This is a genomic window from Janthinobacterium breve (genome assembly GCF_051380895.1).
Lineage (GTDB): Bacteria > Pseudomonadota > Gammaproteobacteria > Burkholderiales > Burkholderiaceae_D > Janthinobacterium.
Genome location: NZ_JBNYXY010000002.1, coordinates 323,269 through 349,293, shown reverse-complemented (window position 1 = coordinate 349,293; position 26,025 = coordinate 323,269). Strand labels below are relative to the sequence as shown.

Here is a 26,025-nt window from a genome sequence, read left to right as displayed (position 1 = left end):
CTTCGTCTTCTCTGCCTTTCTGTCGCCTCGATGATAGATAGGACGAATATATCAGTGTTTATAAAGCCTGCCCCGACAGGGGCTAACAGGGGTGGCGATGCGATGAATACAAGGACATTGATGGATAACCTAATTGAACAGTCCAGCGCTAGCAGTGACGAAAGCGGTCACTCCTTGGCGTTGTTTCCAACTGAGCCTAGAGGGCGAGCGGTCGAGGAAGGGCTTGTGCCATTGACGGAGGGATTTCAAGTCCAGTACGCACATCCAAATGGCCGGTTGTTCCAAGGTAATTCATTCGACTGGCTAGAGTCGCTTGATGATGCGAGCGTTGATCTGGTGTTTGCCGACCCGCCGTACAACATCAAAAAAGCTGAGTGGGATAATTTCGACAGCCAGGAAAAGTACATCGAATGGTCTATAAGGTGGATTACGCAAGCCTCCCGTGTTTTGAAGCCTACGGGTTCGCTGTATGTCTGCGGTTTCTCTGAAATTCTCGCTGACCTGAAGCATCCAGCATCGAGGCACTTCAAGTACTGCCGTTGGTTGATTTGGCATTATAAGAACAAAGCCAATCTGGGCAACGACTGGGGCCGCTCGCATGAAAGTATTATCCATCTGCGTAAGTCGGACGCGTCTAAGCTAAACATTGACGATGTGCGTATGCCGTATGGTGCGCACACGCTGAAATACCCTTCGCATCCCCAGGCTGACACAAGTGCGTTCGGTAAGGGGGCGGAGAAAAAGCGGGATGTCTGGACGCCGCATCCGAAAGGGGCAAAGCCTAAAGATGTGATCGACATTCCAACAACCTGCAATGGCATGGGGGAAAAGACGCCGCATCCTACCCAGAAGCCGGAAGAGCTTGTACGTAAGTTTGTGCTGGCATCTTCCAACGTTGGAGATGTGGTTCTTGATCCATTTTCCGGTTCGGGCACTACCGCTGTTGTTGCTGAGCAGCTTGGCCGTAAATGGATGGCATGCGACCTTGATCCGCAATACAACCGATGGGCAATTGAGAGGCTTGAACGCGTTCGGCGCATGTCGAAGGACGATTGGATAGCACATGACCGAAAAACTGCAGAAAGAAGGGAATCAATCCGATGAGTTTGGCCACGTTGGTGAGCAATGTTGTAGACAAGACACGTTTCTTAACCGTTCAGAACTATATTGATTTCTGTGCTCGCTACTTGGAGTTTGTTGAAACTGGTTTGCAAGCGCGTATCGTGTCTCAAAACGAACAGCACTATCAGTTCTTCCAGTACACCCAAGACGGTCATTACAACATTACACGTCCATTGAATTCGCGTTTGTTTTATAGCGCGGATGAGTTCGCTGGCGCCGCCGCACAGTTTCGTCTGACGTTAGAGCAACTGAGGGATGGCGTGCGCCCTTCTGGTGAGATGCGTGAAAACCTCTGCCGTACTATCTACACGCTTCAGCAATCAATCGGAGCGGCGCTTGATGCCTTGCCATCTGGGCGGTCGAACCAAGCAAGGAAGGTGAACGGGGACCTATTTGAGCGCCTTATTCGTCTTCTGCTAATCTCGATGAATGTAGAATGTGTGGAGGGTACCGTGAAAGTACCGGTACGGGATTTGGATGGGTCGGAGTTGTTCAAGTCCAGCTACCAGCATGACCTTTTGTTGAGTAAGGACGACGAGCTAAAAGTTATCGGCTCCGTCAAAACATCTAGTAAGGATCGCATTGATAAGGTCTTTATGGACAAGTTCCTTTATAGCCGTTTGACAGACACGGCGCTACCTCACATCGCAATTTTCCTGAATGACGTGCAGCGGAAAAAGGCGAGGCGTGAGAACGAGTACGGCATTAGCTCCACGTTCTTGCCGGGGCACTTCAAAGCGTACACGGTCAAGCTGAATGCATTGGACGGTGTTTACTATTGCGATATTCGTCCGAACATGGTCACGGACCCGTTGCTGTCGCAGCACATTAAGACTATTGACCACTTGTTCTATTCTGACCTTTGGGCACTGCTTGATCGGGAAGGGCAAACGCTGGACGAGGTCGCCATCGAGACGGATCAGGAAGAGGCTGTGGCGGATGCTGAACAGATTAATGCTCTGGCGGACGGTGACGAATAAATCTCTGTCATTTTGGTCTCACCTGCGTACTAGATTTGTTTGATGCAGTTGGCAAATCCATGCATGACGTGGGGGGGGGGGGGGCTGTTTGGTCTTCCCGCCCATGTTACACTCTTGGGTGTAGCCATCTATTAGATTTCCTACACTGCAATGATCTGCAACTGGCTGGTAGTCGCTCGCAAATGTGTTCTGCTTGTACCGCCACTTGAGGCGCCCATGCTTGTGCGTTACGTTTGAGCGTGAAAATCTCCCCGCGATATATTCCGTCTTTTCGTACTTGTATGCACCGCTTACCGCTTGAAGGTTGCGTGATAGCAACTATGTGTGCAATCTCTCTGTGTTGACTTATGCCCGGACTATGCTCCAACTAACAACCTCATGTGTATATGGTGTGCACATATAACTGCACATTAAAAAAATGATCGAAAAAAAAGCCATTAAAAACAAGAGGATACTGAGTGTTGCCCCGATGATGGACTGGAGCGACCGCCATTGCCGCAAGTTCCACCGCGAAATCACGCGCCACACCTGGCTGTACACCGAGATGGTGACGACGGGCGCGCTGGTGTACGGCGACGTGGAACGCCATTTGCGCTTCAACGAGGAAGAGCACCCGGTGGCGCTGCAGCTGGGCGGCAGCGACCCAAAGGACCTAGCCACCAGCGCGAAACTGGGCCAGCAATGGGGCTATGACGAAATCAACCTCAATTGCGGCTGCCCGTCCGAGCGCGTGCAAAAAGGCGCGTTTGGCGCCTGCCTGATGGCCGAGCCGCAACTGGTGGCCGACTGCGTGAAAGCCATGCGCGACGTGGTCGACATCGACGTCACGGTGAAGCACCGCATCGGCATCGACGACAGCGAGTCGTATGACTTCGTGCGCGATTTCGTCGGCACCGTGGCCGAGGCCGGCTGCAAGACGTTTATCGTGCATGCGCGTAACGCCATCCTGAAAGGCCTGAGTCCGAAGGAAAACCGTGAAGTGCCGCCCCTCAAGTATGACTATGCCTACCGTTTGAAGCGTGATTTTCCACAATTCGAGTTCATTATCAACGGCGGCATCAAGACGCTGGCTGAAATCGACCTGCATTTGCAGCACCTCGATGGCGTGATGCTGGGCCGCGAGGCGTATCACAACCCGTACGTGATGGCGCAGTTCGACCAGCGCTATTATGGCGACGACACACCCGTGAAGACGCGCGAGCAAGTGCTCGAAGCGATGATCCCCTATATTAGTGCGCAGCTGGAGAAAGAGGCGGGGCGGCTAAAGCTGAACAGCATCACGCGCCATATGCTGGGCCTGATGCAAAACCTGCCCGGCGCGCGCGGCTTCCGCCAGACCCTGTCCGATTCGAAGAAGCTGGCCTCGGGCGACCCGCGCTTGCTGCTGGAAGCGGCGGCGCGATTGTCGCTGCCTGCCTGATGAGCAGCGACTGCCACGGCCTTGCGCGCCAGATTGACGGCTATCTGCTGGCCGTCAGCGCGCTCAAGGACGATGGCAGTCTCTTCAGGTGTTCGTATCTGGGCGCGCTGGCGCCGCAGGCGTCCTTTGACGCGCTGTGCCGCGCGCTGGAGATAGCGCCGGATGGCTTGCGCCTGCAACCTATCGTGACGGTCGTGTGCAGCGGCGCCTTGTGTACGCCGCGCCAGTGGCTGCTCGAGCGCTTGCTGCCGATGAGCGAGGCGGACCGGCAGCCGCTCGACGCGCGTTTGTTCGACGGTTTCGAGCGCGAACTGGCCGAGCTGCTGGGCAGCGAGCCGCACTGGTATCAACTGGTATCATCGGGCCAGCGCAGCCTGGCTGGTCAATTGGGCGCCATCTGGAGCGTCTTTGTCTTTGGCACAGAGTGCCACGCTTATGTAATGCATTGCAGCTGGGACCGCTGATCCAACTTGTCTATACTGTTGCCCCGGCGCAGTGGTATTGTCCGCACGACCCTTCCCCTCAACACCTCTCCACAAACGATGTCACTGGCTATGCCATGTGTTGTAAATGCGCTGTTTCGGCGCACGCCCGCACTGTCGTGGGGCATTTCTAGGGGGCAAGAAACGGCGTTGTTGCCATTTCCCCGAAGAAAGTTAATCAGGCATTTATTCAAGTACTTATTGCTTGCTTTGAGGCAAAATTTACACCTATAATTGATTATAGACAAATATTTCTCATATGAATGTTTGATGTTGATCTCACATCAACGGTGTCAGAAATTCAGTATGTGGAACAAATTTGCATTCGCAGTCACTGGCGTTTTCAGGGCTGTTGTAGACCAGGAAGTACCCCAGGCTGCGTGCGGCCGGAGACCGCCAGCATACCAGTGGGTAAGGGCGGATACCGGAGTCCCGCGGCCTTCGTCTTGTCGTGCCGGGCAAAAATTCTTATCAATAGTTTCATTTACGAAGAGCCGAAATGAATTTAGCAAAAATGAAGGTTGGTACCCGCCTGGGCCTGGGATTCGCCCTGGTACTGGTTCTGCTGGTGGCCGTGACCGTCCTCGGCATCGCGCGCATGGCGCAAATCCAGGAACGTCTCGACCACGTGATTAATGTCAACAATGTCGTCACCCGCCTGGTGATCGACATGCGTGGCAACGTCAGCGACCGCATCACCTCGCTGCGCATCCTCACCCTGATGACCGACGCCAGCGATATGGAGCCGGAAATGGCGCGTATCAAGACGCAGACCAGCACCTATCAGGAAACGCAGAAGAAGCTCGAAGAGAAATTCGCTGTCGAGTCGACTGCCGAAGAAAAGACCTTGCTCGCTTCGATCAAGGAATACGAGGCGGCAGCCATGCCGGCCATCGCCAAGGCGTCGGCACTGTGGATGGCCAACGATGCCGAAGGCGCCACGCGCGTGATGATCAAGGAAATCCGCCCGGTACAGAAAAAATGGATGGAAGCGCTGGAGCAACTGGCCGCCCTGGAAGACAAGTTGAACGAGCAGATGCAATCGGATGCCCGCAAGGCGTTCGACAGCGCGCGCCTGTTCATGATCATCCTCGGCGTACTGGCCGTGGCGATGGGCGTGGCGGCGGCACTGGTGATTACCCGCGGCCTGCTGAAACAGCTGGGCGGCGAGCCTGATTACACGGCATCGATCGCCGGCAGCATCGCCAATGGCGACTTGTCGATCGGCATCCACACCCAGCCTTCCGATACGTCCAGTCTGCTGGCGGAAATGAAGGAAATGCGCGACAGCCTGGTGGGCATCGTCGGCCAGGTACGCGTGGGCACGGAAACCATAGGCACGGCGTCGCGCGAGATCGCCGACGGCAATATCGACTTGTCGTCGCGCACGGAAATGCAGGCGAGCGCGCTGGAAAAAACGGCGTCTGCCATGGAAGAGCTGACCTCGACCGTGAAACAGAATGCGGACAATGCGCGGGAAGCCAACAAGCTGGCCGCCACCGCTTCGGACGTGGCCTTGAAGGGCGGCTCCGTGGTGTCGCAAGTGGTTGACACCATGAGCTCGATCAATGAATCGGCGAAGAAAATTGTCGACATCATCGGTGTCATCGATGGCATCGCCTTCCAGACCAACATCCTGGCGCTGAATGCGGCCGTGGAAGCGGCGCGTGCCGGCGAGCAAGGCCGCGGCTTTGCCGTGGTGGCCTCGGAAGTGCGCAACCTGGCCCAGCGTTCCGCTGGCGCCGCGAAAGAAATCAAGATCCTCATCGACGATTCGGCCGAGAAGACGGAACGCGGTACGCGCCTGGTGGGTCAGGCTGGCGTGACGATGGGCGAAGTGGTCGACAGCGTGCGCCGCGTTACCGACATCATGAGCGAGATCGCCAGTGCCAGCCAGGAACAAAGCGCCGGCATCGAACAGGTCAATCTGTCGATCATCGAGATGGATGGCATGACGCAGCAAAATGCGGCGCTGGTGGAGCAGGCGGCCGCTGCGGCGCAAAGCCTGCAAGACCAGGCGGCCGAACTGGCCCACGTGGTCAGCATCTTCAAACTGGTCGAGGGCGAAGAGAAGCCGGCAGCGTATGTGCCGGTACCCGTGGCTGCCGCACCAGTGGCCGTGCGCAAGCCGGCGCCGGTATTGCGCCCGGTGAAGTCGCTGACCCGCAAGGCCGAAGCGACCGCTCCCGCAGCGGCTGCGGCGCCACGCAAGGCGGCAGCGGCCAGCAGCAATGACGAGTGGGAAGAGTTTTAAGCACCCGGCGGCATGACGGAGGCATGGTGCTGGCACCGGGGGATTGACATCCCGGCAGCATCTGTCTTCTTGGCAGGCAAGAAATTGTAATTACCGTATCTGATAATCATGGGGAAGCACATGTTTGAGAATAAGCGTTTGATGAGTGTTGCAGCAGCTTTGCTGGTTTCCGTTTCTTCCGCCGCCTTCGCGGCCGAGGTGCCGGCGTCGTTCGATGCCAAGAACTGCAAGGCCGACTATCCAAAAGCCTCGCTGATGAACGAAGAGCAGGGCACCGTGTCGATGTCCTTCCTGGTGAATGCCGATGGCAGCGTTGCCGATTCGAAAGTCGAGAAGAGTAGCGGCTTCAAGAACCTGGACAAGGCCGCCATCAAGGCCTTGTCCGCATGCAAGTTCAAGCCGGGCACCAAGGATGGCGCCGCAGCGCAAACCTGGACCAAGGTCGATTACGCCTGGAAGCTGGACTGATCCACGTATCGCCGGGAGCGTCGCTCCCGGCATGGCCGTATCCGCTACGGGCGGCGCCTGCAAGGGTGCCGCCCGTTCTGTTATGTGTGCCAGCCAACGGCGCTGTCGCCGCCGATTCTGTTACCCTCGAAACATACCTTCGGGTTCTCTCACCACAAGAGGCTTACCATGCAGCGCATCCTGACACTTTCCTCCCTGGCCGCCACCGGCTTGCTGCTTTCCGCCTGCGCGTCGCTGGGCACGCCTGCGGGCTTGCAGGCGGGGCAGACCGTGGCTGTCGTGAATAGCCTGAGCTGGGACAATCCCCTGACGGGCAAGCGCGACGGCGTGCGCACCAGCTGGCCTATCAAGGATGGCAAGATTGCTCCTGAATATTTTCCGCTGGCGCAATTGAAGCAATGCCAGGCGGACGGCAAGCCTTGCGCCTGGGGCGTGATGCGGGCGCAGCGCAGCGCGCCCACGCTGAGCTATGCGGACGGCGGCGTGGACCTGGCGTTGAACGTCTCCATCGATGTGGCGCGACGCCAGGATGCGCGCCAGGGCGAGATGCAAACGGCGATGGCGATTCCCCAGGATGTGGCCGCGCTGGCTGGCAGGCAACAAGTGCAGCCCAGCTGGAAATTGAAGTATGGCAAGGTCGAGCAGGTCGAGCTCGATTACGGCGTGCGCTACCAGGTGTGCGTGCAGCGTTATGATGCTGCCGGCAAGGTCATCGATACCTGCGCGATTCCCTTTATTTGAGGAAACATGCCACGCTGGCCGCTTGTGGCGCCATTGCCACACTTCATGTTGCAGCGTGCTTCGGGGTGTAACAATCGGTAAAAGCACAGCAAAGCGCGGCGTAATTTCTTATAGTACTTAATTAAGTGGTAAAGAATGAGTACCAGAGGAGAATTGCAATGAAAACCCTGTTGGCAGTAATTTCGCTGGCCGCCCTGGGCGGCTGCGTTGTGGCCCCACCTGGGCCCGCGTATTACGGTTCGCGCGCGCCACAGGCGGCCTACAATCCCTATGAATGGCGTACGGTCTCGTCCGAACCGGTGCAGTCGGGACGTGTGATGAGCGAACCGCGCGTGGAATACACGAATGAGCCCGTCTACGTGCAGCAGCAGCCTGTGTACGTGCAGCAACCTGTGTACGTGCCGGCACCCGTGTATGCGCCGCAGCCGTATTATTACAATCCACCCGTATCGATCGGGCTGGACTTCATGTTTGGTTTTGGACGCTACGGTGGGCATCGTGGCGGCTGGGGCGGGCATGGACGCTATTACGGTCGCCGCTAGACGCGCCCTGCAGCATGTGACGCCATAATGCGCGCCGTGCTTCGTGAAATACGAAGCACGGCGCGCATTGTCATTTGCGGGCGCCGCCGGGAAGCTGAATCAGTGGAAATACACGGAACCCTGGTGCAGCACGTCCGCCGAGCACAGGATATACATCGCCGCCGCTGCCAGACCTATTTGCAAGGCGCCAAAGCTGATCGGGATGAGGCGGGACATGTCGTACTCCTGAGGGTGTGGAATAGGTGGTCAGGCTTTCATCATAGGTTCAGTGGATGCTATCGGGCATCGGATGAATGTCCGCCGCGATGTAGGACAACACCTCGTGCCTGGGGCCCAGCCACGCTTTCCAGCGGTCTAGCGATTTTTCCAGCGCACTACCGGCTCTTCCGGCGCCGTGTCTGGCACGTTCGAGATCGCCAGCCAGTGTGTCAGGCGTTCCGGATGCTTGAGATTGATGCCCACGCCATCGATGATGCCCACCTGTTCCAGCATGCGCGCATCGATCTTCGCCTTTGACACCGTGGGCGCGCCCATGACCATGCGGTCATACGCCTTGCGCGCCTTGTGCTCCCATTTGTGCAGATTGCTTTCGTCGAAACGGTTCGCTTCGAAATACACGGTCAGGCTGCCATCGAGATTGCCGAAGCCGACAATGCCCGCGCCCTTGCGGATGGTGGTGGTGTTGTTGATGTCAAATGCCGCCGTGGGCACGAAAATGCCGGCGCGGCCATCGATGTCAGGGCGTCCCACGGGCGTATCCTTGCCGTAGGAGCTGGTTTCGGTGATGGGTTTTTCTACAGACATGGTGCGTGTGTGGTGGCCGTGCCGGGAGCGCAAACGTGCCCGGTAGCGCCAGTCATCCTGTTCAAAAAATGCGTGCTGATGATCAGGGCGGGGTAGGGGCCCTGGCGGAGCGATGCTTGGCATTGCTTGATACCCCGCTATTGTAGCGTCAATTTAATTCTTCTTGGCAACATTTCCTAATATGATGCCCTCGTTTACCCATGAAAAAAGCCGCCCGGCCAATTGGCCGGGCGGCTGTTGCGCGACGATGGCTCAGACTCAGGCGGCAGTCTTGCGGCGTGCCATGAAACCCAGCAAGCCCAGGCCCAGCAGCATCATGGCGTAGCTTTCCGGTTCCGGCACGGCAGTCGTCACCGAAACGTTGTCCAGGTAGGAACCATAGGTCGGCGCGGAGACCGGGCCGATCGATTCGAAGCGCAGCAAGGTGGACGAACCGAGCGCGGTCACGTTCTGGCTGTAGGTTTTCCACACGCCGGTGGTGGTGCCGACCAGTGCCGTTGGCGTGAGCAGGGTCGAACCCCAGTAGACATTCATCAGGCTGCTTGCGCCGCCTGGCGTATCCGGGCGGCCCGAATACGCAAACGACAGCGCATACGTGCCGCCGGCCGTGGTGGTGAGCGATTGCGACACGGACGTCAGGCGCTCGGCGTTGAGTTCCAGGTATTGCGTGCCGGCAGCGGCGACGGGGTTGAAGCCGCTCTGGCCGCCTTGCGTGGCGCCCTTCTGGATTTCAAAGGCCGTATTGCCGCTGACGGACGAGGTCCAGCCGGTCACGGCGCTCAATTGCGCGAACGGCGTGCTGATGGCGTTGCTTTCGAAGCTGCCATTGACCACGAGTTCGGTCGCGGCGTTGGCGCCGCCGGCAGTGATCAGGGAGGCCAGTGCGGCGATCTTGAAGAGGGTAGCAGGCATTTTCATGTGGGTTCCGTTACATTATTTAAAAGTTAATTTAATTTCCTAAATGACATTTAAAGAATATCACTAAAACTCACCGAAAGTACTGATTTACGATAAAAATATTTGTAATTGTGAAATCATTTGTGTTCATAATTGCATTAATTTCCATGGTGAATCAATTGCAGGCGTGCCGCAAGGCGAACGCGGCCATGATGCTGCTTGCACCAGAGTATTTTTGTGACATCAGGGCGTTAAAAAACCTGCAGCGTAACAACAACGATGCAGGTTTTTCGCGTGCCGCCGGCGTGCTCGCCCAGCTATCGATGCGATAGTTGGGCCGTGCGCGGGACTAGAACGCCAGCCGGCCTTGCAGGTAGGCCATGCGCGGTGCGCCCACCAACTTACCCAGGTTGCCGTCCGACGTGCGCGTGAAATAGCGCTTGTCGCTGAGGTTGTTGACGCCGGCGACCAGTTCCAGGCCGTGCTGGCCCGGTACTTTCCATTTCACTTGCGTGTTCCAAGTGCGAAAGCCGGGAATGATGCCCAGGTTGCCGGCCGGATTTTCCGCCGCGGTGTTGGCTTCATCGGCGAACTGGCGGCTCTGATGGCTGCTCGACAGGTCGAAACCCCAGGCGCCCAGCTGGTAGTGGGCGCCGACGGTGTCCGTGGTGCGCGAATAGAAGGGCACGTCATTGCCTGCATTTACGCCATCTTGCAAGGTGGCCTTGGTGTAGGTGTAGGTGGCGTAGGCATTCAAGCCGGCCAACGAGCCGGATTGGTCGAAATGATAATCGATGGCCGTTTCCAGGCCCCGGTGATGCGTGGCGCCCACGTTGTAGAAAACGACGTTCTCGCCGCTGCCGACGGACTGGATCTGGTTGTCGAACTTGATGTTGAACAAGGTTGCTTCGGCCGACAGCTGACCGCTCTTCCAGCGCGCGCCCAGCTCGGCTGTTTTTGCCAGCTCCGGCTGCAGCGGATTCTTGCTTGACTGCGCATTGAGCTGCGTGTTTTGCACGGCGCCAAACGAGCTGTTGTAGTTGCTGAACAGGGTGACGTTGTTGTTAAGCAAGTAAGCCACGTTCAGCGAGGGCAGGGCCTTGTTGTTGAGCAACTCGATCTTCTGGTCGACCGGCAAGTGGTTGTAGCGTTCCGTCTTGATGTGTTCATAGCGCACGCCCGGCGTGATGCGCCAGGCGCCGATGGCGATCTTGTCATCGATATACACGGCCTGTGCATCGGTGGCATTGTCGGCAAAGCGCGTCGGCGCCTGCTGCACGCCGCTGGCGATGACCACGTTGTAGATCGTTTCATCGGCACGCTCGGCCAGGTAGCGGTAGCCGACGGTGACGTCCTGCGACACCCTGCCCGTGATGAAGCGCTGCGTGTAGCGGGGCTCGATGGCCGTCGTTTCATAGTTGCGCGGCTGGTGGCCCAGGCCTTTCAGGTTGGCGCTGATCAGGGTGCTTTCGCGCGAACTCTTGTTGTAATAGGCACGTACTTCGAATTCCTGCGTGCCGGACAGGGCATTCAGGTAGCCGATGTCGAAGGCCTTGCGCTCGCCGCTCCAGTAGTCGGTGGGGCGCGTGTTCTGGAACGGGTCCGCCTTGTACTGGGCGGCGGTCAGGCCGCCCGGCGTGCGCGACGTCACGTCGTAGTAGGACAGCTTGCCGTACACCTCGGCTGTCGGGCTCAGGTCGTAGCGGAATTTGAGGGCGAAATCGTTGACTTTTTCATCGCTGCCCACGCGCCAGTCGCTGCCGCGGATGCCCGAGTACAGCACCGCCAGGCCCAAGCCGCTGTCGAGCTGAGTGCCGGCAAACACGCTGGCCTGCGTGTTGTGGCCCACTTCGCTGTACGCGTTATAGCGCACGCTGGCGTCGCCCGTGATGCCTTGTGTGGTGGGCACGCGGCGCGTCTTGAAGTTGATGATGCCGCCCACGTTTTGCGGGCCGAAGCGCACGGCGCCGCCGCCGCGCACCACGTCGACAGTCTCGACATTGGCCAGGCTGACGGGTGCGAACGACAACTGCGGCTGGCCATATGGCGCGACCGACATCGGGATGCCATCGAGCAATACCGTGCTGCGTGGCGAATAGCGACCGGCCAGACCCCGCACGCCGATATTCAGGGAGATGGCGCTGCCGGCGCTGCCCGAGTTGTCGCTGATCTGCACGCCGGGTATGCGGCGCATCACGTCGCTGAGGCTGGATGCGCCCGAATTCTCGATATCGTCTTTTTGCACCACCGTGCGGGCGCCGGCGAAATTTTTCGTACTGGCGGCCATGCTGGTGCCCAGCAGGTTGCTGCTGACCTGGATGGATTCGAGGATGGGGCCCGCGTTATCGGCCGTATTGGCTGTATTGGCATCCTGTGCCTGCGCGGCAAGGGAAGCGCCCAGGCAGGCGAGGGCAATGGCCAGCGCGCACGGGCGCAGCGAAAAGGGCAGTGGGGAAAGTGTGGCGGCCATGCATGGATCTCCGTAATGACAATATCTGCGCGGGCGGTCAGGCAACGCGACAACAGCGTGGCGTGGACATCCGGCGCAAGGGGGGGGTAGTAATGATAATTATTCTCATTTATTCCGTCAATTGCGACAACTGCGTAGGATGAGATTCGCCTGACAGGAGGCGGAGAAGTGTTGCTGGCGCGGTACAGGGGAGCGCCAGGATTGCCGCTTGGCAGCATTGCTCGGGTGCGGCGGCATTGCGCGTGCTTCTTGTATACTCGCGTTTTTGCAGCCGTCAGACGTGAAGATACAATGAGCCAGACAACTGAAACGACACCAGGCAATTCCTCCGTGGAACGCCGCCAGGGCGACCAGCCAACCGCTGCGCGCAAATTGAATCTGCTGGTGGTCGACGACAATCAGGAAGTGGGCGAATCGCTGGCCATGCTGCTCGAAGCGCTGGGTCACCATGCGGTGGTGGTGCGCAACTGGCAGATGGCCGTTGAGCAAGTCAAGCTATGCGTGCCCGACGCCGTCTACCTCGACATCGAGATGCCCGGCATCAGCGGCATCGAAATCGGCCGCCGCCTGCACCAGCATCCCGAGACGGCCAACGCCGTGCTGATCGCCGTCACTGGCCACAGCCTGCCCATGTACATGGACGACGCGCTGGCCGTCGGCTTCCGCCACTTCCTCGTCAAACCCGTGCGCCTGGAAGACCTGGCGACGACGGTGCAGTCGGTGCTGGCGGGGTAGTCTTTCGGCTGTCTCGGCTGATCGGTGATCAAGTGTTCAGCGCTGCTGCGCGAAATTGCAAACCGAGTGCATGCGTCACCTTCAAAATGGTGTCGAAGCTGGGATTGCCTTCGCCGGACATGCTGCGGGAGGAGAGGGCTAACGTTGCCTCATGCATGTGTGCTGGAATGAAAAAAGGATTACAAGCCGAAGCGTGTAACCCTTTAATTTACCACTAATTCTGTGGGGTGGCTGATGGGGCTCGAACCCACGACAACAGGAATCACAATCCTGAATAAATGCCATTTATTGATGTTGATTAACGCTCGTAAATTCCCGTGATTCCATAAAAATCAATGACTTAAGTATTTCATGTTGTTGATTTGCGTTCCCGATAGTTGATTGGTATACTCGAAACCGGGTTACATAGCGGTTACATGGGTTACACGGGGAGGCGCTCAACGATGGCAAAAGTAAAATTCACGGCTGGCCGGGTGGCTGCCTTCAAGTGCGAGGATGGCAAGAGCCAATCCTTCCTGTGGGACAGTGAAGCGCCCGGCTTGGGACTTCGGTCGACAGCGAACGGGGCCAAGTCTTACATGTTCCAAGCCAAGTTGAACGGGCAGGCGATACGTGTAACCATCGGCGCGCCTGGCACATGGTCCATTCTGGAAGCGCAAGCCGAAGCCCGCCGCTTGAAAGTCATCATCGACAACGGCCAAGACCCGCGCCAGGTGAAGTCCGCAGGACTGGAAGCCGAGCAAGCCGCCCGCGACGCCAGGCAAGCCGCAGTCGAAGCAAAGCACATTCAAGACAGGCACGAAACGCTCACGCTTGGCATGGTGTGGCCGCTGTATGTCGAATCACGCCGCAAACGGTGGAGTGAGTGGCACATACGCGACCATGAAAACGTCGTGCGTGCCGGTGGCGTGCAAAAGGTCCGGGGCAAGGGCTTGACCGAGCCGGGGCCGCTGGCGTCATTGCTCGACGTGCGCTTGTCCGACCTAACCGGCAAGCATATCGGCGCGTGGCTTGCCAAGGAAGCCGAAACCCGACCAACACAAGCCGCCTTGTCTTTCCGACTGTTATCCGTGTTCGTCAACTGGTGCGAATCACAAGCGGAATATGCCGGGCTGGTGCCTGCTGGCGCTTGCAAAGCGCAACAGGTACGCGACGAAATGCCCAGCAAGAACGCGAAGGAGGGCGACAGTCTGCAACGCGAGCAGCTTGCGCCGTGGTTCAAGGCCGTGCGTGAAATGGGGAACGCCGTGCAATCGGCATACCTGCAAGCCTTGTTGCTCACTGGCGCACGCCGCCGGGAGCTTGCCGCGCTGCGCTGGGAAGACGTGGATTTTCAATGGCTGAGTATAACCATTCGTGACAAGGTGGAAGGGGAGCGCACGATACCGCTATGCCCCTATGTGGCGCACCTGCTGGCCGCGCTGCCGCGCCGCAATGAATGGGTGTTCTCAAGCCCCACGTCTGCGAATGGACAGCTTGCAGAGCCAACGCCAGGGCACAAGCGCGCATTGATTGCCGCCGGACTGCCTGACCTTACCTTGCATGGCTTGCGCCGTTCGTTTGGCTCACTGGCGGAATGGACCGAGACACCGGCGGGCGTGGTGGCGCAAGTCATGGGACACAAGCCGAGCGCCATAGCCGAGAAGCACTATCGCCGCCGCCCGCTCGACCTGCTGCGCATGTGGCACGTCAAGATTGAAGGCTGGATGCTGGAACAGGCGGGAATCGATTTTGTACCAGTCACGCCGGGCTTGCGAGTGGTGGCCGCCGCCTGACGATATCAGGCAAAGTTAAAGCATCAGTCTATCCCGACGGGGAGAAAAGCCGGAAACTTCGACGGCCTGTCTGATGCCCCGATTTGAAGATTGATGCCTCGAAGGGGTGCCAGTGATTTATACCAAATTGTGCCAATTACCGAAAAGGGAATCAGACCAGTGGGAACACGCCGAGGTATTGGCCGATGGTTTTTCTAGACGCGTCGCCAGGTTCAGAATAGACAGTCAAATCGATGAGACTTTAGAGGGCTTCTTAGATGAAGTGTCGGACCGATTAAGCAGGTGGCAAAGCGGCTATTACTTTGCGCAGGAAATTGCCTTAATTTATCAATATGAAAAGCCAGATTTAGACGCCTGGGGATTTGTTAAGCAAATGAAAGGCGCAGTAATCGAAGGTGAACTTATCATCCGAAAAAATGACATCCCAATTAGTCAAGCTCACCTGAGCCTCGACATCATCAGTATGGCAAAATTTCGCTCAGATGATGTCAACGAATGGCTCGCGCGGGTTGGGGCTGGGTATAGGTTGAGCTACCCCTATGAGGATGAAACATTGGACGATAAGTCGCAAGCAGCGCCAGCAAGCGAGCCGGTGACGCCTGCCGCTGCGCCGACCTGCGCGCCGCCTGATGCCTTGACAGACACCAGCGCACAACGGCCCGGTAAAGAGCCGAGCACTTTAGTTGGAAAACTTGCCATAAAAGCAGCATTGGAAATTGAGTGCGAAGAAAATCGAAGGGCAACCGCTAAAGACGTTATGAGCCTTCTTCAAGAATGGGCAGACAACGGCGGTGAACCCGCAGTTCTGAGAAGATCAGACCAGAATAGCCGTGGCGTATTTTGGATGACTAGCAAATATAAAGAAAAAAAATACTCGCTGGAAGCCTGTCAAAAGACGCTTGAAACTTGGAACAATTCACGACAATAAGCAGAGTATAGGCTGACGCTAGACCTAACAGGAATACACCGGACCCGCTGAGATATTGCGGGTTTTTTTATGCGTAGATTCCTTAATCGTTCACTCAACGATAAGGAATAAAAATGCAAACCGAACCGAAATACACCGCACTGCTGCGTGAAAATCGCACTGTCATTGATACCAACGAGGCCGCATTTCATCTTGGCCGTAAGCCGCAGACTTTGCGCAAGTGGGCCTGTCACGAGGATGGCCCGCTGCGTCCGGTTCGCATCATGGGCAGATTGGCGTGGAATGTGGCCGACATCATGCGCATCGTATCCGAAGGGAGCGCCGCGCAATGAAAAACGCCCCCACCGCAAATAGCAATGAGAGCGCCCCAGACAAGCGCGATTATACGCCTGGCGCACTAGGCCGCATCATGGCAACGCTGCCGCCTGATTTTGTATTGCTGGCGCTGGTATGCGTCATGGTACGGGGGAACGCATGACACACGCCCAATTCCTGCGAATCAAGAAGCTGACCGGCAAGGCCATCATTGAGGTGGCCGCACGGCACAACCACCGCGAGATATTGGCCGAACTTGGAGCCGCGTCAGGTGGACACATCGACCCGGCCAGAGTCGTGCTTAATCGCGTCTTGCGTGGACACGGTACAGCCGTAGCCGTGGCAAGTGAGGCGAAAGCGTTGATGGATGCTGCCGGAATCAAGACGACGCGCAAGGATGCCGTGAGGGCACTTGAAATCATTTTCAGCTTGCCGCCTGATTCGCCCATCGACCACGACCTTTTTTTTAATGAGTCGCTCCAGTGGGCGGACAAATACTTCGCAGTGCCGGTTATCAGCGCCATCGTTCACAACGACGAAGCAGCGCCACATTGCCATGTCCTGTTGCTACCGCTGGTTGATGGCCGGATGATTGGCAGCGACTTGATGGGAGGCCCCGCCAAGCTGCGAGTTCATCAAGCCGACTTTCACGCACAGGTAGGGCAACGGCACGGACTAGCCCACCAAGCGGCACAGAAGCGCCCCAGCGCGGCAATACGGCAGCAAGCGATAGATTTGGCGTTTGATGCACTTGAAGCGAATAGCGGGCTTTCTGCTGCCGTGTTGCGGGCACTGTTGACGCCACACTTGGAAAATCCTGCGCCGTTGCTGTTGGCGCTAGGCTTGACCATGCCGACACCGACAGCCATCAAGGGAGGCTTTGTCAAGATGATGACGAAGCCATGCAAGCCGGAAAAACCTATAGGGTTCGGCAAGAAGAAGCCTATAGGGTTCGATAGTTCCGCAGCGCCCGAAAATGAGCAAACCCTATCCTGTGTAGGGTTCGCCAAATTTTCACCATCATTTCCACCGCCAAACGAGCCGCAGACAGCCACTCAAGACCAGCCACCAGCGCCAGCAATCGCAATCACAGACAGCGCATCTATTCGCCGTGGCGAGATAGAGCCATCCAGCATGACCAGTACCGCCAGTTCATCACTGCAAGCATCCGTAGCGACAGTAACAGACCCACAACTTACCGACACCGAAGGCGACTACACCCGCGAGCGCGACGACGAGCAGCCAGCCGAGCAATGGTCCTGTGACCTGGGTGACTTCATCAAGTCAACCGTCAAGGCATCCTGCAAGCCTGCCGTCATCGCTTCGGTTCGTGTTGCACTGGAAGGAATCGGGCGACAAGTGGCAAGCCCGCCATATCCACCATAATTTTCCGAGTCCCTAAAAGGGCCAAGCCATGCCGCAAATTGACTGATGGTATGGAAGCCAGGCATTTAGAGACCAGTACGCGCACACGCGCCCGCGAGGCTACCGGCCGCGATGAGCTTTCGCTCGCCATCGCCCGCACGCGCATACGCGAGGCTACCAGCGCCCGGTAAGTTTGATTGAGTTTTTTTAACCGCACGCGAGCGACGCTACCTATTTTTTGCCGACATCGCGCGCGTGCGCGAGGCGATACGAGTCAAGGGAACAACAACCAAAACAAAACATCAACGGCCTGTAAGGTTGCGGCGAGAGAAACCACGCTCTTCCAAGTCAGAAAGAATCGCTTCTTTAGCTTCGTCAAAATTGTGCGGTGGCTGACCCGCTGCCAAGACAGTTTCCTTGACCATGTCGTCAAAAGATAAGTTTCGATTCCGCAATTTCCAACGATATTCTTTGACGGATTGCGGTGCGCCGATGTCTTTTGAGAAGGTATAAATAAATGACATCACGGCCATCACAACATAGCCCCAACTAAGCAGCACAAAAACAAGCCCAGTAAAAACGATAAGAAGATACTTACAGATTTTGTGCCAAAAAGGTTGCTTTTCAGAATCAAGATGGATGACCCTTCCAGTAGTCCAGCTCAACCTTTGCCCGATTTTGTTTAGGTTCCGCTCAAGCTGCGAATTGACCCGTAGTAAGATTGCTACGGAACTATAGAGCCAGATGAGAAAGGCGACTAGAAGACCGAGTTCGTACATGCCAGATTCCTATTTGTAGATGAGGATTTTGAAAGTTGGGTTACATAGCGGTTACATGGAGCGAATCGGGGAACTAAAAAGAAAAAAGGATTACAAGCCGAAGCATGTAACCCTTTGATTTTGCTACTTATTCTGTGGGGTGGCTGATGGGGCTCGAACCCACGACAACAGGAATCACAATCCTGGACTCTACCAACTGAGCTACAGCCACCACTGTCTTACTTACCTGTTTAGCTGTTTTGCTGAACAGGTGCCGAATTATACAAAGAACTCGGCGAAGTGGCAAATCTAAATGCAGTCTTTTTCAAAAAGCCGAAAGATTGCTGGAAATTGCCTCTCGCGACTCATACCTCCAGGTGCGCGACGGGGGGATGCAAGTCCAGCAAACCTGAGAATGCCTTTGCCAGCGCATCGACGCTGGCCGTCGTGTAGCCCTGCAGTCGCGGTGCGTGGTTATTGATGCGACGCAAGCTTGCCGCGTCCAGCAAGCGGGCCAGCTGGCGCGCCACGGCGTCGCCGGTGTCTACCAGGGTGATCTGTTCCTGCGTATGCGCGCGCACCGTGCGGACGATGGCGTCTTGCACGAAGGGGTAGTGCGTGCAGCCGAGCACCAGGGTGTCGACGCCTTGCGCCAGCATGGGCGCGATGTAGCGTTCCAGCATGGCGCTGGTGGCATCCAGCGGGTCGTGGCCCAGCTCGCATTGCTCGATGCGGTCGGCCAGGCCGATGCAGGGCTGCAGGAGGAACGTGGCACCCGTGGCGGCGCTCACCTGTTCGCGCAGGGCCAGCAGCTTGTCGCCGCGCAAGGCGCGTTCCGTGGCCAGCACGGCGATCTTGCCGTTGCGGCTGATGGCGGCCGCCGGTTTCAAGCCCGGTTCGACGCCGACGATGGGCAGGTCGGGATAGCGCGCGCGCAGCGCCTTGATGGCGGCGATGGTGGCCGTGTTGCACGCCACCACCAGCGCTTTCGCGCCTTGCTGCAATAAAAAGGCGGTGATCGCCAGCGAACGGTCGACCACTTGCTGTTCCGTCTTGTCGCCGTATGGCGCATAGGCGGAATCGGCAAAGTACATCAGGTCTTCCTGCGGCAGCTGCGCGCGGACATGGCGCAGCACCGACAGGCCGCCCACGCCGGAATCAAAAATGCCGATGGGGGCGTCCGGGCGGGCAGTGCTTGCAGTAAAAGTCATAGGGAACCGTTGAGGATAAAAAAACGCCGCGCTATGTTGCCGCGCGGCGTCTATGGTAGTGCTTGTTTAAGCGACCGTCACGGGAATCTTGCTGACGCTATTGAGTTGCTCGATCTTCGCCTGCCATTCTTTCGGGCCCGTGTTGTGCACCGAGGTACCTTTCGCATCCACGGCCACCGTCACTGGCATGTCGACGACGTCGAATTCGTAGATCGCTTCCATGCCCATGTCGGCAAAGCCCAGCACCTTGGCGTGCTTGATGGCTTTCGACACCAGGTAGGCGGCGCCGCCCACGGCCATCAGGTAGGCCGACTTGTGCCGCTGGATCGATTCGATGGCGACGGGGCCACGTTCGGCCTTGCCGATCATGGCGATCAAGCCCGTTTTTTCCAGCATCATGTCGGTGAACTTATCCATGCGCGTGGCGGTCGTCGGACCGGCCGGGCCGACGGCTTCGTCGCGCACAGGGTCGACGGGGCCGACGTAATAGATCACGCGGTTCTTGAAGTCGACCGGCAACTCTTCGCCACGGGCCAGCATGTCCTGGATGCGCTTGTGCGCGGCGTCGCGGCCCGTCAGCATCTTGCCGTTCAACAGCAAGGTCTGGCCCGGCGTCCACGAAGCGACTTCTTCTTTCGTCAGGGTATTGAGGTCGACGCGTTTGGACTTTTCCGTGTCCGGCGTCCAGTGCACTTCCGGCCACGACGACAGCGATGGCGGCGTCATGTAGGCGGGGCCGGAGCCGTCCAGCACGAAGTGGCCGTGGCGCGTGGCGGCGCAGTTCGGGATCATGGCGACAGGCTTCGACGCGGCGTGCGTCGGGTGCATCATGATTTTGACGTCGAGCACGGTCGTCAGGCCGCCCAGGCCTTGCGCGCCGATGCCCAGCGAGTTGATCTTGTCGCACAACTCGATACGCAATTCTTCCAGCTTGTTTTGCGGGCCGCGTTGTTTCAGCTCAAACATGTCGATGTCTTCCATCAACACCTCTTTTGCCATCAGCATGGCTTTTTCAGCCGTGCCGCCGATGCCGATGCCCAGCATGCCAGGCGGGCACCAGCCGGCGCCCATGGTCGGCACCGTTTTCATGACCCAGTCCACCAGCGAATCGGACGGGTTCATCATGATCATCTTGGATTTGTTTTCCGAACCGCCGCCCTTGGCAGCGACTTTCACGTCGACGGTATTGCCTTCGACCAGTTCCATGTGCACCACGGCTGGCGTGTTGTCCTTGGTGTTCTTGCGGTCGAAATGCGGGTCGGCCACGATGGAGGCGCGCAACTTGTTGTCGTCGAAGTTGTACGCGCGGCGCACGCCTTCGTTGACGGCGTCGGTGACGGTACCGGAGAAGCCTTCGAAGCGCACGCCCATGCCGATTTTCAGGAAGACGTTGACGATACCCGTGTCTTGGCAAATCGGACGCTTGCCTTCCGCGCACATGCGCGAGTTGGTCAGGATTTGCGCGATCGCATCTTTTGCCGCCGGGCTTTGCTCGGCCGCGTAGGCGCGTGCCAGGTGCTCGATGTAATCAGCAGGGTGGTAGTAGCTAATGTACTGCAACGCTGCGGCGACGGATTCGATCAGGTCTTCTTGCTTTATGACAGTCATGGTGTTCTCGCGGTGGATAAGGAGGGTAAGACTTTGATGCTGTTTGCTAATCAGTATGGGAGCGCCGGAATTTAGTGGGGCGCCCGGGCCTGGTTCTGCGTCACGGTCATGATGCGGTCCGTGTACGCAATCGCCATCGCCGACAGGATGAAGACCATATGGATCGCCGTTTGCGCGATGACCACATTCGGTTCCTTGGCATACGCGGTGGCGTTGATGAAGGTCTTCAGCAGGTGGATGGACGAGATGCCGATGATGGCCATCGCCAGTTTCGTCTTCAGCACGGACGCATTCACATGCGACAGCCATTCCGGTTGGTCCGGGTGGTCATCGAGGTGCATGCGCGAGACAAACGTTTCGTAGCCGCCGATGATGACCATGATCAACAGATTCGAGATCATGACCACGTCGATCAAGCCCAGCACCACCAGCATGATGGTCGCTTCATTAAGCTTGACAGGTGGCGGCACGCCGGCCACGGTGACGGCGCTGATGACGTGCTGCAGGGCCGCATCGTTGCCGAACACGGCGCCGATCAGGTCCGACAGTTCCACCCAGAAATGAAATACGTACACGCATTGCGCAAGGATCAGGCCCAGGTACAGCGGCAGCTGCAGCCAGCGCGACATGAAGATGAAGGCAGACAGGGGGTGCAGTTTGCTATGTTTGGGTTTTTGTGAATGGTCAATCATCTGGAGTTTCCTGGGGGTAAATACCAATTTTTGGTATGCCCGACATTTTACACTTGCTGCTGATCCCTGCGCATGCCCTCGATTTCGATTCTTGGCCTTGATGAAACACAAAGTGGCATCAAGTAGTTGGTGAGTTATCAGTTTTTCCATCCAGAATGCTGAACGGCGCGCCCTTGACGCCCATCGCCAGTGGCGATTATGGTGAGAGTGATCGAGGAAAACGCTGCATGTAAGGCGTCAGTAAGACAGCAGGCATATGGTGTTAACAAACAATTACTACACTGGAGACTAGCATGGCCGCTATAGAGAACCAAGGGCAGGGCACTGAGCAGCAGGGACCGGAAGAGTCGCGCGTATTTCAACCGTCGGCAGCATTTGCCGCACAAGCAACGATTTCCGGCATGGACGCTTACCGCGCCATGGTGTTGGACGCCGAACGCGACTACGAAGGCTTTTGGGCCAAGCTGGCGCGCGAAAACCTGAGCTGGAAAAAACCGTTCACCCGCACCCTGAACGAAGACAACGCCCCATTCTACAAATGGTTCGAAGACGGCCAGCTGAACGTGTCGTACAACTGCCTGGATCGCAATATCGAAAACGGCCTGGGCGACAAGACGGCCATCATCTTCGAAGCGGACGATGGCACCGTCACCAAGGCAACATATAAAGAACTGCACGAAAAAGTCTGCAAGTTCGCCAACGGCCTGAAAGCCAAGGGCATCGCCAAGGGCGACCGCGTCATCATCTATATGTCGATGTCCGTCGAAGGCGTTGCCGCCATGCAAGCCTGCGCCCGCATCGGCGCCACGCACTCGGTCGTCTTCGGCGGCTTCTCGGCAAAATCCTTGCAGGAACGCATCATTGACGCGGGCGCCGTGGCCGTCATCACGGGCGACGAGCAATTGCGCGGCGGCAAGAAGCTGCCATTGAAATCCATCGTCGACGAAGCGCTGGCGCTGGGCGGCTGCGATTGCGTGAAAAACGTCATCGTCTACCAACGCACGGGCAGCGACTTGCCGATGGTGGCCGGCCGCGACACGTGGCTGCACGACCTGCTCGAAGGCCAGTCGGCGCAATGCGAGCCGGAATGGGTCGATGCCGAGCATCCACTGTTTATCTTGTACACCTCCGGTTCGACGGGCACGCCGAAGGGTGTGCAGCACTCGAGCGGCGGCTACCTGCTGTGGGCCGCGCTGACGATGAAGTGGAGTTTCGACATCAAGCCGGACGACGTGTTCTGGTGCACGGCCGACATCGGCTGGGTGACGGGCCACAGCTACATCGCATACGGCCCGATGGCCGTGGGCGCCACGCAAGTGGTGTTCGAAGGCATCCCGACCTACCCGAACGCGGGCCGTTTCTGGGAAACCATCAAGAAACATAACGTCAGCATCTTCTACACGGCGCCAACGGCCATCCGTTCGCTGATCAAGGCGGCCGACGTGGACCCGAAAGTCCATCCGACAAATTACGACCTGACCAGCCTGCGTTTGCTGGGCACGGTCGGCGAGCCGATCAATCCGGAAGCGTGGATGTGGTACTACAAGCATATCGGCGGCGAGAAATGCCCGATCGTCGATACCTTCTGGCAAACGGAAACGGGTGGCCACATGATCACCCCGTTGCCAGGTGCTACGCCGATGGTCCCCGGTTCCTGCACCCTGCCATTGCCGGGCATCATGGCCGCCATCGTCGACGAAGCGGGCCACGACGTGCCGAACGGCCAGGGCGGCATTCTGGTGGTGAAGCGCCCATGGCCATCGATGATCCGCACGATCTGGAACAACCCCGAGCGTTTCAAGTCCAGCTATTTCCCGGAAGAACTGGGCGGCAAGATGTACCTGGCAGGCGACGGCGCCATCCGCAACAAGGAAACGGGCTACTTCACCATCACGGGCCGCATCGATGACGTGCTGAACGTGTCGGGCCACCGCATGGGCACGATGGAAATCGAATCGGCCCTGGTGGCCAACCCGCTGGTGGCCGAGGCGGCCGTGGTGGGCCGTCCGGACGACACGACAGGCGAATCGATCTGCGCCTTCGTGGTGCTCAAGCAGGCGCGTCCGACAGGCGAGGAAGCCAAGAAGCTGGCCCTGGAGCTGCGCAACTGGGTCGGCAAGGAAATCGGCCCGATCGCGAAACCGAAGGAAATCCGTTTCGGCGACAACCTGCCGAAAACCCGCTCCGGAAAAATCATGCGCCGCCTGCTGCGCGTGCTGGCCAAGGGCGAGACGATCACGCAAGACGTCTCGACCCTGGAAAATCCGGCGATTCTGGATCAGCTGAAGGAAACGTCTTAATTGACAGGCCAGTCCCTCCGGAAGGGCCGTGCGCACCGCTGGCGCGCATCCTTCCGACGGGCCTGGTCAAACTTTTACCGCAGGGTAAATAACTTTGGCAGTCTGTAGAATCTTTGCTATAATCTGCGGCTTCGCGACAAGCGATATGCAGTACACAATGTGAGCAAGCAAGACGCGCGCATTGCCTTCAGGAGAGATGGCTGAGCGGCTGAAGGCGCACGCCTGGAAAGCGTGTATAGGGTAATACTCTATCGGGGGTTCGAATCCCCCTCTCTCCGCCACGGATAGCAATTAAGTAACATCAGGACGTCTCAGGAAGTCCCTCAAAAACCGCTTAGAGCTTGATTCTAAGCGGTTTTTTCGTTTTTCGGCGTCTCACGTCGTGTCAGCCCATTTCAATGCATCGCGCTTTTTTTAGGGTAGGTGATGCGGGAGCGGCACCATACGTTTGATCGTCTACTCTTTTAATTTGCGCCATCTTGTCTATAGTGTTCTTTCAACACGTTGACGTGGAGGTGCATCATGCCCAAGATCATTGCTCCGCTGACTGACGCTCGTATCAGGAACGCCAAGCCACGCGAGAAGTTGTACAAACTGTTTGATGGCGATGGCTTGTATATCGAGGTGACGCCAAGCGGTTCGCGCATCTGGCGCTTCAAGTTCCGACAGTCCAACGGCAAGGACAACCTGCTGACCTTCGGCCCATATCCCGAAATTACCTTGCAGCATGCTCGCGAAAAGCGCCTGGAGACCCGCCGCCTGATGCTGCAAGGGATCGATCCCGGCAAGCACCGCGATGACGCCAAGCGGCGATTGAAAGAGCGCGCCGCCAACACATTTGAAAAGATTGCCCGCGAGTGGCACGCCAACAGGGTGCCGACCTGGAGCGAGCGCACCGCCAAGAACGTCCTGCAACGGCTGGAGGCAGATATCTTCCCGGCCATTGGCCGCAGGCCCATCGATGAACTCAAGCACCTCGATGTAATCGCTGCACTGCGCAAGATTGAGGAGCGCGGCGCAAGCGAAATCGCCCATCGCCAGAAAGCGGTATGTGCGTCAATTTTCAGCTACGCGATTCAATGCGGATTCACAGAGAGTAATCTGGTCACCGATATGAAGGATGTGTTGAAGACCGTTCGCGCCGGACATTTTGCCGCTATCAACGCCGACGAACTACCGCAGTTTCTGGCCATTCTGGACCGCAACGAAGCACGCATGTTCGCGCCGACCCGCATTGCGCTGCGACTGATGCTGCTGTGCTTTGTGCGCACCAGCGAGTTGATCGAGACGCCCTGGAGTGAAATCGACCTGGAGCGCAGCGAGTGGATCATTCCATGGCAGCGCATGAAGCGCGGCAAGCTGACCGTCAATCCGGATATGACCAATCATCACGTATGCCTGTCGCGCCAGGCGCTGGAGCTGCTGCGCGAACTGCACGCGATCACGGGCCGCAGCAAGTACCTGTTCCCGAATCAGCGCGACCACGAAAAGCCGATCAGCAATAACACGATACTGGTGGCGCTTGGACGCATGGGATACAAGGGCAAGATGACCGGCCATGGCTTCCGTGCGCTGGCCATGAGCACCATCAAGGAACGCCTGGGCTACCGGCATGAAGTCGTGGACCGGCAACTGGCACATGCGCCGAAGGATAAGGTGGCCAGCGCCTATGACCGGGCGCAGTTCCTGGCAGAACGGCGCCGGATGATGCAGGATTGGGCCGACTACATCGATGCCGTCAGCGGCAAGGGAGCGCCGCCGCCGACGCCAAGATTAACGCTGGTCAGCGGCGAATTCAGCCGGGATGGCGGAACAGGAGGGCACCATGTATAAGTATGTATTGCGCCTCACGGATGCGCTTATCAAGCAAGCTGCTCCCAAGGACAAATTATTTAGACTAGCTATCGGAGCCTTTGTCCGGGCTGAAACGCTGCCGGTCAATGCCAGTAGTACCAGCCCAGTCCGCGCCGGTCGCAATTCTGCGTATTACCAAAAGCGCACTTGACGAAACGAACCGCTTGCAAACGTCGATATCAGGCATAGAATGAAGCTCTCTTATGTGGGAATCGCTCCCACGAGGGCATGCTTCGAGCATGTCCCTATGCTTAGCGGCATAGGCGTTGCGGTCGTTACCCGCCACTACGATATCTAGCAGCTT

The 26,025-nt window shown here is 57.7% G+C and carries 24 protein-coding genes and 2 tRNA genes; 18 read left to right on the top strand and 8 right to left on the bottom strand.

The window, feature by feature from the left end; genetic code table 11:
- Nucleotides 1–120: 120 nt before the first annotated feature.
- The 8 genes from ACQ4W0_RS04455 to ACQ4W0_RS04420 all read left to right on the top strand — a co-directional run bounded on the left by ACQ4W0_RS04455 (nt 121) and on the right by ACQ4W0_RS04420 (nt 8,009).
- Nucleotides 121–1,104: a DNA-methyltransferase gene (locus ACQ4W0_RS04455; RefSeq protein WP_436575672.1), complete on the top strand. Its 984-nt coding sequence runs from the start codon at nt 121–123 to the stop codon at nt 1,102–1,104.
- A complete protein-coding gene (locus ACQ4W0_RS04450) occupies nt 1,101–2,102 on the top strand; it encodes a hypothetical protein (protein ID WP_436575671.1) in 1,002 nt (333 codons plus the stop codon). Before ACQ4W0_RS04455 ends, ACQ4W0_RS04450 begins: the two co-directional genes overlap by 4 nt.
- A gap of 418 nt (nt 2,103–2,520) precedes the next feature.
- Nucleotides 2,521–3,522, top strand: a complete 1,002-nt coding sequence (gene dusA, locus ACQ4W0_RS04445) for a tRNA dihydrouridine(20/20a) synthase DusA (protein ID WP_436575670.1) — start codon at nt 2,521–2,523, stop codon at nt 3,520–3,522.
- A complete protein-coding gene (locus ACQ4W0_RS04440; protein ID WP_436575669.1) occupies nt 3,522–3,986 on the top strand; it encodes a hypothetical protein in 465 nt (154 codons plus the stop codon). The genes dusA and ACQ4W0_RS04440 overlap by 1 nt, the downstream gene beginning before the upstream one ends.
- Before the next feature lie 517 nt (nt 3,987–4,503).
- The gene (locus ACQ4W0_RS04435; RefSeq protein WP_436575668.1) at nt 4,504–6,258 is read left to right on the top strand and encodes a methyl-accepting chemotaxis protein; all 1,755 of its coding nucleotides are present in this window, start codon (nt 4,504–4,506) and stop codon (nt 6,256–6,258) included.
- A gap of 120 nt (nt 6,259–6,378) precedes the next feature.
- Nucleotides 6,379–6,726, top strand: coding sequence for an energy transducer TonB (locus ACQ4W0_RS04430; protein WP_034760455.1), 348 nt, complete (start codon nt 6,379–6,381; stop codon nt 6,724–6,726).
- A 168-nt stretch (nt 6,727–6,894) separates the two neighbouring features.
- Entirely contained in the window at nt 6,895–7,467 is a 573-nt protein-coding gene (locus ACQ4W0_RS04425) for a hypothetical protein (protein WP_436575667.1), read from the top strand.
- Nucleotides 7,468–7,625: 158 nt separating this feature from the next.
- Nucleotides 7,626–8,009: a hypothetical protein gene (locus ACQ4W0_RS04420; protein ID WP_436575666.1), complete on the top strand. Its 384-nt coding sequence runs from the start codon at nt 7,626–7,628 to the stop codon at nt 8,007–8,009.
- 354 nt (nt 8,010–8,363) lie between these two features.
- Here the strand turns inward: ACQ4W0_RS04420 and ACQ4W0_RS04415 are convergent, their stop codons facing one another.
- Entirely contained in the window at nt 8,364–8,813 is a 450-nt protein-coding gene (locus ACQ4W0_RS04415) for a hypothetical protein (protein WP_436575665.1), read from the bottom strand.
- A 258-nt stretch (nt 8,814–9,071) separates the two neighbouring features.
- Nucleotides 9,072–9,731 carry an FxDxF family PEP-CTERM protein gene (locus ACQ4W0_RS04410; protein ID WP_436575664.1) on the bottom strand — a complete coding sequence of 220 codons (660 nt, stop codon included), beginning with the start codon at nt 9,729–9,731 and terminating at the stop codon, nt 9,072–9,074.
- Nucleotides 9,732–9,877: 146 nt separating this feature from the next.
- On the opposite strand from ACQ4W0_RS04410, the gene ACQ4W0_RS04405 reads away from it, so the two are divergent.
- Entirely contained in the window at nt 9,878–10,042 is a 165-nt protein-coding gene (locus tag ACQ4W0_RS04405) for a hypothetical protein (RefSeq protein ID WP_436575663.1), read from the top strand.
- 17 nt (nt 10,043–10,059) lie between these two features.
- Here the strand turns inward: ACQ4W0_RS04405 and ACQ4W0_RS04400 are convergent, their stop codons facing one another.
- Nucleotides 10,060–12,180 carry a TonB-dependent receptor family protein gene (locus tag ACQ4W0_RS04400; RefSeq protein WP_436575662.1) on the bottom strand — a complete coding sequence of 707 codons (2,121 nt, stop codon included), beginning with the start codon at nt 12,178–12,180 and terminating at the stop codon, nt 10,060–10,062.
- Between the two features lie 291 nt (nt 12,181–12,471).
- On the opposite strand from ACQ4W0_RS04400, the gene ACQ4W0_RS04395 reads away from it, so the two are divergent.
- From ACQ4W0_RS04395 to ACQ4W0_RS04375, 5 genes are all read left to right on the top strand, one after another.
- Nucleotides 12,472–12,915, top strand: a complete 444-nt coding sequence (locus ACQ4W0_RS04395; protein ID WP_436575661.1) for a response regulator — start codon at nt 12,472–12,474, stop codon at nt 12,913–12,915.
- Between the two features lie 443 nt (nt 12,916–13,358).
- Nucleotides 13,359–14,690, top strand: coding sequence for a tyrosine-type recombinase/integrase (locus ACQ4W0_RS04390; RefSeq protein ID WP_436575660.1), 1,332 nt, complete (start codon nt 13,359–13,361; stop codon nt 14,688–14,690).
- A gap of 112 nt (nt 14,691–14,802) precedes the next feature.
- A complete protein-coding gene (locus ACQ4W0_RS04385) occupies nt 14,803–15,618 on the top strand; it encodes a hypothetical protein (protein ID WP_436575659.1) in 816 nt (271 codons plus the stop codon).
- A gap of 113 nt (nt 15,619–15,731) precedes the next feature.
- Nucleotides 15,732–15,950: a DNA-binding protein gene (locus tag ACQ4W0_RS04380; RefSeq protein ID WP_436575658.1), complete on the top strand. Its 219-nt coding sequence runs from the start codon at nt 15,732–15,734 to the stop codon at nt 15,948–15,950.
- Between the two features lie 142 nt (nt 15,951–16,092).
- Nucleotides 16,093–17,319 carry a plasmid recombination protein gene (locus ACQ4W0_RS04375; RefSeq protein WP_436575657.1) on the top strand — a complete coding sequence of 409 codons (1,227 nt, stop codon included), beginning with the start codon at nt 16,093–16,095 and terminating at the stop codon, nt 17,317–17,319.
- Nucleotides 17,320–17,600: 281 nt separating this feature from the next.
- Here the strand turns inward: ACQ4W0_RS04375 and ACQ4W0_RS04370 are convergent, their stop codons facing one another.
- From ACQ4W0_RS04370 to ACQ4W0_RS04350, 5 genes are all read right to left on the bottom strand, one after another.
- Nucleotides 17,601–18,077, bottom strand: coding sequence for a hypothetical protein (locus ACQ4W0_RS04370; protein ID WP_436575656.1), 477 nt, complete (start codon nt 18,075–18,077; stop codon nt 17,601–17,603).
- Nucleotides 18,078–18,212: 135 nt separating this feature from the next.
- Nucleotides 18,213–18,288: transfer RNA gene (locus ACQ4W0_RS04365), tRNA-His, on the bottom strand.
- A 133-nt stretch (nt 18,289–18,421) separates the two neighbouring features.
- Nucleotides 18,422–19,267, bottom strand: a complete 846-nt coding sequence (murI, locus tag ACQ4W0_RS04360; RefSeq protein WP_436575655.1) for a glutamate racemase — start codon at nt 19,265–19,267, stop codon at nt 18,422–18,424.
- 66 nt (nt 19,268–19,333) lie between these two features.
- Nucleotides 19,334–20,875 carry a fumarate hydratase gene (locus ACQ4W0_RS04355; RefSeq protein WP_070310561.1) on the bottom strand — a complete coding sequence of 514 codons (1,542 nt, stop codon included), beginning with the start codon at nt 20,873–20,875 and terminating at the stop codon, nt 19,334–19,336.
- Between the two features lie 71 nt (nt 20,876–20,946).
- On the bottom strand, nt 20,947–21,567 hold the full coding sequence (locus ACQ4W0_RS04350; protein WP_096234101.1) for a TIGR00645 family protein: 621 nt from the start codon (nt 21,565–21,567) through the stop codon (nt 20,947–20,949).
- Between the two features lie 293 nt (nt 21,568–21,860).
- On the opposite strand from ACQ4W0_RS04350, the gene acs reads away from it, so the two are divergent.
- The 4 genes from acs to ACQ4W0_RS04330 all read left to right on the top strand — a co-directional run bounded on the left by acs (nt 21,861) and on the right by ACQ4W0_RS04330 (nt 25,872).
- A complete protein-coding gene (gene acs, locus ACQ4W0_RS04345; protein ID WP_436575654.1) occupies nt 21,861–23,867 on the top strand; it encodes an acetate--CoA ligase in 2,007 nt (668 codons plus the stop codon).
- Between the two features lie 190 nt (nt 23,868–24,057).
- A tRNA-Ser gene (locus ACQ4W0_RS04340) sits at nt 24,058–24,148 on the top strand.
- 241 nt (nt 24,149–24,389) lie between these two features.
- Entirely contained in the window at nt 24,390–25,700 is a 1,311-nt protein-coding gene (locus ACQ4W0_RS04335; protein WP_436575653.1) for a tyrosine-type recombinase/integrase, read from the top strand.
- The gene (locus ACQ4W0_RS04330) at nt 25,693–25,872 is read left to right on the top strand and encodes a hypothetical protein (protein WP_436575652.1); all 180 of its coding nucleotides are present in this window, start codon (nt 25,693–25,695) and stop codon (nt 25,870–25,872) included. The genes ACQ4W0_RS04335 and ACQ4W0_RS04330 overlap by 8 nt, the downstream gene beginning before the upstream one ends.
- The last annotated feature ends 153 nt before the right edge of the window (nt 25,873–26,025 follow it).

Excerpts from the sequence above, each read along its gene's own strand:
- ACQ4W0_RS04455 (WP_436575672.1), top strand. The coding sequence starts at position 121 with ATGGATAACCTAATTGAACAGTCCAGCGCTAGCAGTGACGAAAGCGGT.
- ACQ4W0_RS04450 (WP_436575671.1), top strand. The coding sequence starts at position 1,101 with ATGAGTTTGGCCACGTTGGTGAGCAATGTTGTAGACAAGACACGTTTC.
- dusA (WP_436575670.1), top strand. The coding sequence starts at position 2,521 with ATGATCGAAAAAAAAGCCATTAAAAACAAGAGGATACTGAGTGTTGCC.
- ACQ4W0_RS04440 (WP_436575669.1), top strand. The coding sequence starts at position 3,522 with ATGAGCAGCGACTGCCACGGCCTTGCGCGCCAGATTGACGGCTATCTG.
- ACQ4W0_RS04435 (WP_436575668.1), top strand. The coding sequence starts at position 4,504 with ATGAATTTAGCAAAAATGAAGGTTGGTACCCGCCTGGGCCTGGGATTC.
- ACQ4W0_RS04430 (WP_034760455.1), top strand. The coding sequence starts at position 6,379 with ATGTTTGAGAATAAGCGTTTGATGAGTGTTGCAGCAGCTTTGCTGGTT.
- ACQ4W0_RS04425 (WP_436575667.1), top strand. The coding sequence starts at position 6,895 with ATGCAGCGCATCCTGACACTTTCCTCCCTGGCCGCCACCGGCTTGCTG.
- ACQ4W0_RS04420 (WP_436575666.1), top strand. The coding sequence starts at position 7,626 with ATGAAAACCCTGTTGGCAGTAATTTCGCTGGCCGCCCTGGGCGGCTGC.
- ACQ4W0_RS04415 (WP_436575665.1), bottom strand. The coding sequence starts at position 8,813 with ATGTCTGTAGAAAAACCCATCACCGAAACCAGCTCCTACGGCAAGGAT.
- ACQ4W0_RS04410 (WP_436575664.1), bottom strand. The coding sequence starts at position 9,731 with ATGAAAATGCCTGCTACCCTCTTCAAGATCGCCGCACTGGCCTCCCTG.
- ACQ4W0_RS04405 (WP_436575663.1), top strand. The coding sequence starts at position 9,878 with ATGGTGAATCAATTGCAGGCGTGCCGCAAGGCGAACGCGGCCATGATG.
- ACQ4W0_RS04400 (WP_436575662.1), bottom strand. The coding sequence starts at position 12,180 with ATGGCCGCCACACTTTCCCCACTGCCCTTTTCGCTGCGCCCGTGCGCG.
- ACQ4W0_RS04395 (WP_436575661.1), top strand. The coding sequence starts at position 12,472 with ATGAGCCAGACAACTGAAACGACACCAGGCAATTCCTCCGTGGAACGC.
- ACQ4W0_RS04390 (WP_436575660.1), top strand. The coding sequence starts at position 13,359 with ATGGCAAAAGTAAAATTCACGGCTGGCCGGGTGGCTGCCTTCAAGTGC.
- ACQ4W0_RS04380 (WP_436575658.1), top strand. The coding sequence starts at position 15,732 with ATGCAAACCGAACCGAAATACACCGCACTGCTGCGTGAAAATCGCACT.
- ACQ4W0_RS04375 (WP_436575657.1), top strand. The coding sequence starts at position 16,093 with ATGACACACGCCCAATTCCTGCGAATCAAGAAGCTGACCGGCAAGGCC.
- ACQ4W0_RS04370 (WP_436575656.1), bottom strand. The coding sequence starts at position 18,077 with ATGTACGAACTCGGTCTTCTAGTCGCCTTTCTCATCTGGCTCTATAGT.
- murI (WP_436575655.1), bottom strand. The coding sequence starts at position 19,267 with ATGACTTTTACTGCAAGCACTGCCCGCCCGGACGCCCCCATCGGCATT.
- ACQ4W0_RS04355 (WP_070310561.1), bottom strand. The coding sequence starts at position 20,875 with ATGACTGTCATAAAGCAAGAAGACCTGATCGAATCCGTCGCCGCAGCG.
- ACQ4W0_RS04350 (WP_096234101.1), bottom strand. The coding sequence starts at position 21,567 with ATGATTGACCATTCACAAAAACCCAAACATAGCAAACTGCACCCCCTG.
- acs (WP_436575654.1), top strand. The coding sequence starts at position 21,861 with ATGGCCGCTATAGAGAACCAAGGGCAGGGCACTGAGCAGCAGGGACCG.
- ACQ4W0_RS04335 (WP_436575653.1), top strand. The coding sequence starts at position 24,390 with ATGCCCAAGATCATTGCTCCGCTGACTGACGCTCGTATCAGGAACGCC.
- ACQ4W0_RS04330 (WP_436575652.1), top strand. The coding sequence starts at position 25,693 with ATGTATAAGTATGTATTGCGCCTCACGGATGCGCTTATCAAGCAAGCT.